This window comes from Dehalococcoidia bacterium, from assembly GCA_035528575.1.
GTDB lineage: Bacteria > Chloroflexota > Dehalococcoidia > E44-bin15 > E44-bin15 > DATKYK01.
Genome location: DATKYK010000030.1, coordinates 64,680 through 72,999, shown reverse-complemented (window position 1 = coordinate 72,999; position 8,320 = coordinate 64,680). Strand labels below are relative to the sequence as shown.

Annotated in this window: 7 protein-coding genes and 1 riboswitch; of the genes, 5 read left to right on the top strand and 2 right to left on the bottom strand. The window is 52.5% G+C overall.

All coding sequences use genetic code 11. From position 1 onward, the window contains the following. Positions 1–379, bottom strand: a 379-nt coding sequence (locus tag VMX96_07375) for an ABC transporter substrate-binding protein (GenBank protein HUU63717.1), incomplete at its 3' end; no start/stop codon positions are given. Positions 380–486: 107 nt separating this feature from the next. Continuing rightward, a riboswitch (cobalamin riboswitch) is annotated at positions 487–631 on the bottom strand. Positions 632–742: 111 nt separating this feature from the next. On the opposite strand from VMX96_07375, the gene VMX96_07370 reads away from it, so the two are divergent. The 5 genes from VMX96_07370 to VMX96_07350 all read left to right on the top strand — a co-directional run bounded on the left by VMX96_07370 (position 743) and on the right by VMX96_07350 (position 5,684). Next, positions 743–1,486: an enoyl-CoA hydratase-related protein gene (locus tag VMX96_07370; protein ID HUU63716.1), complete on the top strand. Its 744-nt coding sequence runs from the start codon at positions 743–745 to the stop codon at positions 1,484–1,486. Between the two features lie 256 nt (positions 1,487–1,742). After that, positions 1,743–2,471: an enoyl-CoA hydratase-related protein gene (locus VMX96_07365; protein ID HUU63715.1), complete on the top strand. Its 729-nt coding sequence runs from the start codon at positions 1,743–1,745 to the stop codon at positions 2,469–2,471. Between the two features lie 60 nt (positions 2,472–2,531). Beyond that, positions 2,532–3,311, top strand: coding sequence for a Sir2 family NAD-dependent protein deacetylase (locus VMX96_07360; GenBank protein ID HUU63714.1), 780 nt, complete (start codon positions 2,532–2,534; stop codon positions 3,309–3,311). 67 nt (positions 3,312–3,378) lie between these two features. After that, on the top strand, positions 3,379–4,932 hold the full coding sequence (locus tag VMX96_07355; GenBank protein HUU63713.1) for a long-chain-fatty-acid--CoA ligase: 1,554 nt from the start codon (positions 3,379–3,381) through the stop codon (positions 4,930–4,932). Positions 4,933–4,982: 50 nt separating this feature from the next. Continuing rightward, positions 4,983–5,684 (top strand): metal-dependent hydrolase, encoded by a 702-nt coding sequence (locus VMX96_07350; GenBank protein ID HUU63712.1) that lies wholly within the window; start codon positions 4,983–4,985, stop codon positions 5,682–5,684. A gap of 66 nt (positions 5,685–5,750) precedes the next feature. Here VMX96_07350 and VMX96_07345 read toward each other — a convergent pair whose 3' ends face one another. Continuing rightward, entirely contained in the window at positions 5,751–8,084 is a 2,334-nt protein-coding gene (locus tag VMX96_07345; protein HUU63711.1) for a heterodisulfide reductase-related iron-sulfur binding cluster, read from the bottom strand. Positions 8,085–8,320: the final 236 nt, after the last annotated feature.

Genomic DNA, 8,320 nt, shown 5'->3' with positions numbered 1-8,320 from the left:
CCACCATTGTTACCCCCAGCCCCTCGAGCTGCTCACACACGGGGTCGTGTCCATCGGAGAACACAATATCGGGGTCCTGGGCAATGATCGCCTCCAGGTTGGTGCTAAAATAGCCGCCCACCTTGGGCTTGCTCACAGCCTCTTCGGGATAGTCGCAGTGCTCGGTCACGCCCACCACCTTATCACCAAGGCCCAGGGCAAACAGGATCTCGGTGATGTTCGGTGCCAGGGAGACGATCCGCTGCGGGACCTGCTCGATATTAACTGTCCTTCCCAGATCGTCGGTTATTGTCCCCGGGCCGGGAGGTGGAGGGGTGCAGGCTATCGCTAAAGCAAGCGCAAAGGTCGCAAAAAGCAAGACCAAAGACAACCTTTTCATTGACAACTCCTTTCATCATGGCGTAGCAACAAAAATCCCCTCGCTCTGCAGAACGAGGGGAACCTCAAGCTATCTGAGCATGCTTCCCACCCCCTTTTCTCCGCGGAGGCTGCTGGAAATCCAGAGGTTGGTGTTCTGACTCCCCCGAACTTATTCAGGGTTACAGTAGGCGGTACTGCGCCGGATTCTCACCGACTTGCGTTCCAATTAAGCCCTCGCTCGCGCTCGGGCACCTCTGGTTTCATTATTTAGTTTTACGTAATATAGCATACCCCGGGGAAAAGGTCAATATCAATCCGCCTTGACACCACCCTCGCACTTGGTTATCATCTGTTGGAGCCTTCTTGTTTACTGGGGTTTATCATGCATTATAAGACGATTATCCATGAGAAGAAGGGACAGGTTTGCTATATCACCCTCAATCGTCCTCAGGTGGGTAACGCGATAAATACCCAGATGGTAAGGGAACTAGCCGATGCCTGCCAGACCATTAATCAGGATGAGGAGATCAGCGTAGTGGTCCTCAAAGGCGCGGGAGGCTCTTTCTGCTCAGGCAAAGAGCCCAAGGAATGGTCTGCAGGATGCGATACCCCCGGAGACATCGCCAGCCTGGAGCGAGTGACAATCGCTGCCATCGACGGCGCTGCCCTAGGCGAGGGGTTTGAGTTGGCACTTGCCTGCGATATTAGGATCGCCTCAGAGAGGGCCAGTTTTTGCCTTCCCCACGCTGCTCATGGTCTTATCCCCGGTGGCGGTGGGACACAACGGTTGCCTCGCCTGGTAGGCAAGGGAAAGGCGCTGGAGATAGTCCTCACCGCGGAACCCATCGATGCCCAGGAGGCCTTTCGCATCGGTTTGGTTAGCAAGGTAGTCTCTGCGGAGAAGCTCCTTCAGGAAGCGGAGGAGTTTGTAGGGAGGATAATCTCCCATGGTCCCATCGCCTTGAGATATGCCAGGGAAGCGGTACACAAGGGGCTGGATCTCACCCTGGAGCAGGGATTACGGCTCGAAGCCGACCTCTATTTCCTGATTCAAACCACCAGTGACCGGATGGAGGGGATCAGGGCTTTTAAGGAGAAGAGGCCGCCGCATTTTAAAGGTGTATGAAATATTAATCTCAAGATAGGCTTCATGCACATTGCTTTGAGGCTTACCCTTTTTAGAGCGCCACCTTTCGCTTTCTCCCCCACCCCAGCTATCCTATGAATTCCTATGCCATTGAAAATATTGAATACCCGTGCCATTTAGTATCCCCATTGATACGCCAAGGAACAACCACCAGTTTGGGGAAAGCACACGATATAAAATATAGATGACTCATCAGCCCCTGATTTTTTAATAGGTATTGTGGTAAAATAATTGCGTGAACGGCTTTGAAACCATTGTCTATGAAAAGTGGGATGACATCGCATATGTCACACTTAATCGCCCTGAGGTTCTAAACCGCTTTAACCTTAAGATGCGCGATGAGCTTTATCAGGTTCTCACTGCCATCAGGGACGATCCCGGTGTGCTCATCGCCATTTTCAAGGGGGCTGGGGAACGAGCCTTCTGCGTGGGCGCTGATCTCACCGAGTTTGGCACCGCCCCGTCGCCGATCATCGCCCGCCAGGTAAGATGGGAGCGCGATATCTGGGGTCTTTTTACCAGCCTGAAACAGCCCCTCATCGCTGCGGTCCATGGCTATGTCCTCGGCTCTGGCGTGGAGATTGCCCTACTTTGCGATATCAGGATCGCATCCGAGGAAACCGTGTTTGGACTCCCTGAGGTCTCCCTGGGCATGATACCTGCGGCGGGAGGCACACAGACATTGCCCCGCGCAATCGGGAAGGGGAAGGCTCTCCAAATACTCCTTGCCGGCGATCGCATCGATGCTCAGGAGGCTCTTCGTATCGGACTGGTAAACATGGTAGTGAGCAGGGAGGAGCTCTATCTTTCCGCCGATAGGATAGCAAAAAAGATTCTATCCCATAGCCCTATTGCCGTAAGACATGCCAAGGAGGCAGTCACGAGAGGACTCGATCTAACCCTGAAGGAGGGACTGGTACTGGAAAGAAGGCTTGCTGAGATTACCAAAGCCTTGGCGAATTAAGAGTCCACCTATTTGGTAAAAGGTTCTGCTATTTAAACCTGGTGATAGGAAGACGCATTGGTGAAGACGGAAATACAGGGACTTATCGAGGAAGCAGTAGAGCTGGTCGTCAATGCCCAGAAGATTGTTATGTTCACAGGGACAGGAGTGAACACAGAATCCAGCACGCGAGACGCCACGAGCCCAAGAGTCCCCCCTACTACTCATTCCAGCCAATCTGATTTTCCTACCTTTATTGGAAATCCCTCGACTAGAAGAAGAAGCTGGCAAACTTGGAACATGTTTCGCATGATAGAACAGGCACAGCCGAACCCTGTTCACCACGCAATCGCTGAGCTCTACAAAACGGGTAAGCTTGATTGCGTGATCACTCAGAACGTGGATGGGTTGCATCAAAAGGCAGGGGTACCAGAGGATAAGGTCATCGAGCTTCATGGCTCCCTCAGATGGCTGAAGTGCGTTAACTGCGCAAGACGGTATCCGGTAAAGGAGATTGCCAAGAGACTAGGGGACGGCGATGAGGAGCCTACTTGTATTGAGTGTGGCGGAATGATAAAGTCAGCAACGGTCTCCTTTGGGGAGACACCACTGACTAAAGATACCAGTGAGGCGGAGCAACACTCCCGTAATTGCGATCTTTTTATGCTACTAGGTTCTTCCCTGATGGTATATCCCGCTGCCTACATGCCCATCTATGCCATAGAGGCTGGGTCAAAGCTGGTAATAATAAATGTCGGCACCGCCTCTATGGATGAACATGCTACTGTTCTCATAAATAAACCTGTAGGGAAGATACTGCCAAGGATTGTTGAGGAGGTGATAAGCAGGCTGGCTCAATAACACTGACTAGACAATCTGTGCGTGAAATAAATCTTCAAGCCTTTTGAAAGTTTGAAAGGAGGGAACGTTGAATACAACGGAATTTCTTAGTATAACCTCGGCCATCTGCCCCGACCGGACAGCTATAGTCTTCGAAGGAAAGCGACTCACCTTCAATGCGTTAAGTGAACGGGCTAACCGGCTGGCCAATGCCTTAGACAGTTTGGGGGTAAAGAAGGGCGATCGTGTCGCCATCCTTCAGGTCAACTGTAATCAATATGTAGAAGCCTACTATGGGGTGGCTAAGACCGGGGCCATATTCGTTCCTCTGAACTTCAGGGCAAAGAAGAATGAGCTCATTTACATGATCAACCACGCGGAGGCGAGCGTTCTACTGATAGGCGAGCGCTATGTCGAGATGGTAAACGAAATGCGCCCGGAGTTGCCACTGGTGCAGCATTACATCTCTATCGAAGGCAAGCATGAGGGCGTGCTCGATTACGAGGAGCTACTCGCCGCTGCCTCGGCTGAGGAATTCTTTGCCGAGATCGGCGACGAAGACATAACGATTCTGATGTATACTGCAGGTACAACCGGACTGCCCAAAGGGGTGCCCCTTCCCCACAATAGCTTCAGCGTCTACATGCTGGAGAATGTAAATCCGGTAGACCTGGAGATTGAGGAGACCAATCTCCTTACCATGCCCCTCTATCATGTGGCCGGAATACAGGCGATGCTGGCAGCTACCTATGGGGGTCGCTGCCTAGCGATGATGAGACAGTTTGAGGTTGATGAGTGGCTGGAGACAGTGCAGCAGGAGAAGGCCAACCGCGCCATGTTGGTACCAACCATGTTAAAGCGGGTTATCGACCATCCCGATTTCGCTAAGTACGACCTCTCTAGCCTGAGGGTGATTACCTATGGGGCAGCCCCGATGCCTTTGGAGGTAATCAAGAAGGCCATCGATCTTTTCCCCGGGGCAAACTTCATCAATGCGTTCGGGCAGACAGAGACTGCCTCTACAATTACCACGTTGGGGCCGGAAGACCATATCATAGAGGGAACGGAGGAGGAGAAGGACAAGAAGCTGAGGAGGCTTACCTCCTCTATTGGCAGACCGATGCATGATGTGGAGATGAAGATCATCGATGAGGAGGGCAATGACCTGCCTACCGTGGAGATTGGCGAGATTGTGGCTCGAGGGCCCAGGTTGATGAGTGGATACTGGAAGGATGCCGATAAAACGGCTAAAACCATGACCAAAGATGGCTGGCTGCGCACCGGAGACATGGGCTATATGGATGAGGACGGTTACCTGTTCCTTGTCGGTCGCGGCGATGACATGATTATCAGGGGCGGGGAGAATATATCACCGGAAGAGGTGGAGAATGCGCTCTATGCTCACCCCGCAGTTGAGGAGGTGGCAGTGATCGGGGTTCCCGACCCGGAATGGGGCCAGGAGCCCAAGGCAATCGTGGCACTTAAGAAGGGGGAAACTGCAACCGCTGAGGAACTCATGGAGTTCTGCCGCGAGCGGCTAGCCAGCTTCAAGAGACCACGCTCTGTGGTCTTTGTCGATATGCTGCCCCGCACCAGCACGGGAAAGATCTTGAAGCGGACCCTCCGCGAGCAGTACGGGTAGCCCTAGCCGGGTTGCCTCATAATTTTGAGCGGTAATATGGAGTGGTGAAAATGGCTAGATCTATCCAATGGCTCGGACATGCCAATTTTGTGGTTACCTCAGTTCGGGACAAGATTATTTATATCGACCCATTCATTACAGAAAATCCTCTATGCCCCATCAGACTTGACGATATTAAAGCGGCAGACATGGTTCTGGTCACCCATGATCACTTTGACCACCTGGGAAACGCGGTAGAAATTGTCAAGAAGACCGGGGGAACACTCATAGCTCAACCGGAAACAGCAGGAAGGATGATATCTGAGTTGGGGCTCTCGGCAGACAATGTGGTCAACTTCGGAATGGGGATGAACATTGGTGCCACCGCGGTGATCGATGGCATCACCATAACTATGACCCAGGCCTTCCATTCCTCGCAAACGGCGAGCAACACCGGCTTCATCATAAAATTGGAGGACGGTTATACCATCTACCACGCCGGTGATACCGGCATCTTTTCTACCATGAAGATACTCGGTGAGTTATACCCGATAGACCTGGCATTACTACCCATCGGTAATGCCTTCACTATGGACCCGATTCAGGCAGCCAGGGCGCTCACACTACTCAATCCCAAAAAGGCGATCCCCATGCACTATAGAACATTCCCGGTCTTGGAACAGAGCGCCGATAGATTCGTTGCGTTAGCAAAGAATGAAGCACCAGGTGTTGAGATCGTCGTCCTAGAGCCAGGGCAGACAGTCGTCCTCTAGCAACCTTTTACTTGGCAAAAAAGCGCTATTTACAAGATACAAGCAACTTCCAGATCGTTGACGCTATTATTCAATGGCGTCACCACTGGTATCCTGTGGCTTTTCTTCAGTTACCCCGCTGCCAGCTTCGGCAGGCTTCTCTTCAACCGCCTTCGCTATAGCGGGTTCCCGTTCCTCTATCGCTGCTGCCACCAATTCTGCGATGTCCATCGCACGTATGGATTCCTCGGCTTCCTTCGCTTTGATTGCATCCTCGAACATCTGGAGGCAGAAGGGGCAGACAGTAGCCAGGATGCTAGCCCCGGTGGCGAGCGCCTGATCGGTGCGCATCTCGCTGATCCTGGTGCCTACAGTCTCCTCCATCCACATATGCCCACCACCGGCGCCACAGCAGAAGCTCCGACTGCGACGGCGTGCCATCTCCTCGAACTGCGCCCCGGGGATAGCTTTAACCACCTGCCTCGGCTCCTCGTAAACATCATTGTGTCGTCCCAGGTAACATGCGTCGTGATAGGTAATCTTCTCAGTTATACCATCCTTTAGTTTAAGTCGGCCTTGCTTAATTAGCTCGGCGATGAACTGTGAGTGGTGGACTACCTCAAACTCGCCGCCAAACTGGGGGTATTCGTTCTTCAGGGTGTTATAGCCGTGGGGGCAACTAACCACGATCTTCTTCACGCCGTATCGCTTAAAGGTCTCGATGTTTTTCGTCGCTTGCATCTGGAACAGGTACTCGTTCCCCATTCGTCGAGCTGGCTCACCACAGCAGCTCTCCTCCTCACCGAGCACGCCGAACTTGACCCCTGCCGCCTGGAGAACCTTGCCCAAAGCGGCCGACACCTTCATATTCCGGTCCTCGAGAGCAGCAGAGCACCCGACAAAGTATAGGACCTCCACGTTCTGATCCTCGGAGAGGAGCCTGGCGCCCTCGACATCGCCACACCAGTCAGTTCTGCAGGCAGTGGTCCCCTTGCAGGTATGTCCCCTTTCCTCTATGCACCTAAGCGCCATCTCTGCTGTCTCCGGCATCTCCGCCTGCTCCAGCACCAGGTTGCGGCGCATATCGATGATCTTATCGATGTGCTCTATAAAGACAGGACACACCTCCTGACAGGCGCGGCAGGTGGTGCAATCCCAGATTACTTCCGCGGTTATTACATCGCCGATCATTGAAATCTCGTCCTTATTGCTGCTCCCGTTCCCTCTCTTACCCCCAAAGCCAACCTTTGCCAGCAGTTCAGGAAGCACCACGAACGTGCAGCGGTCAAGGGTCTGTAACAGCCTGTTCTTCAACGGACGTGACTTCCCATTGCCATTTCCAACACCGTTTCCACTCGAAGCCGCTATATTTGCCACCACCATATCGGTGGCCACCTCAAGCCAGTGCTGCTTTAGATCCTGGATAAGCTTTTTAGGTGAAAGTGCCTTCCCGCTGAGATAGGCTGGGCAAATATCCTGGCAGCGACCACATCTTGTGCAGGCATCCAGGTCGAAGATCTGTTTCCAGGTAAACCCATTGATCTTGTCGACCCCGAAGGTCTCGGCCTCCTCCAGATCCATGGGCGACAGAGCTCCCTTGGGACGAGATGACCTGAAAAGCACATTGAAGGGGCCGACAACGATGTGCGATAGTGAGGACCAGGTGAGGGCAACATAGACTATGACCCCCAGGCCGAGGGCGGTATGGAACCACCACAGGCTTTTGTGAGCTAGCAGCAGCGCCCCTGAGGAGAGGCCGGCAAATATCTGACCGAAGACCCATCCTCCGGGGGACCACACTGCCCACGCAGTGTCGTAGTCAAGCGGGAGTATCTGGTGGAATGCTGATGGGTTGCTGGTAAAGTAGGCGATACGCAACCCCTCAATAATAAAGCCGGTAATCACGATGACAAAGATAAGGATGAGGGCAATGGCATTTTCGGGTTTATTATCAAGCCTATCCGGTTTTTGAATATATCTGCGGTAAGTGGCAAACAACACCCCGATGAGTACCCCGATGCCGAGGACATCAACCACAAAGGACAAACCTAGATAGGGCGTGCCCCACAGGCCATGAACCAGCTCGCCATTCACCACGCCGCTTACCCCATAGTGTGTTACGAAATCGATGAATGCTCCCAACAGAAAGACGATTGATCCCCAAAATATGAGGAAATGAATCAAACCGGGGTAGGGTTCTTTGAGAAAACGCCGGTGGATAAAGCCATCCACGGTGCCGGTAACAGCAAATGACCACAACCGCTGCGGAAGATTATCGAGCCTGTTATCCGGCTGCCCTACCTGCCATAGGCGGTAGCGACGGTAGACCGCGTAGGCAAGGATTATCGCTAATGGTAGCAGCAGTCCGTAGAGTATATAACCCCAGTCTCCGATGTTCCAGAATATCTGCCTGGTTGCCATAGTCTCCTCCTGGTTAACCTGAGATAGTGTAACATATCACAAACTGATTGCCAATATTAGCGGTAAATATACAGGTTCAACTCCAGAAAGAGCTTCGTGTGGTCAAAAAGGGCATAGCACCACCGTTCTTTGAATGGGTGAACTGTAAACTGACTAGCGTATAAATATGTTAAGGGGGAAAATAACGCTGCCGCCCCTTTTTAACCAATCTATAGATACTGGGGTTTCCAAAAAAT

Coding starts and splice junctions, on each gene's coding strand:
- VMX96_07370 (HUU63716.1), top strand. CDS start 743: ATGCATTATAAGACGATTATCCATGAGAAGAAGGGACAGGTTTGCTAT.
- VMX96_07350 (HUU63712.1), top strand. CDS start 4,983: ATGGCTAGATCTATCCAATGGCTCGGACATGCCAATTTTGTGGTTACC.
- VMX96_07345 (HUU63711.1), bottom strand. CDS start 8,084: ATGGCAACCAGGCAGATATTCTGGAACATCGGAGACTGGGGTTATATA.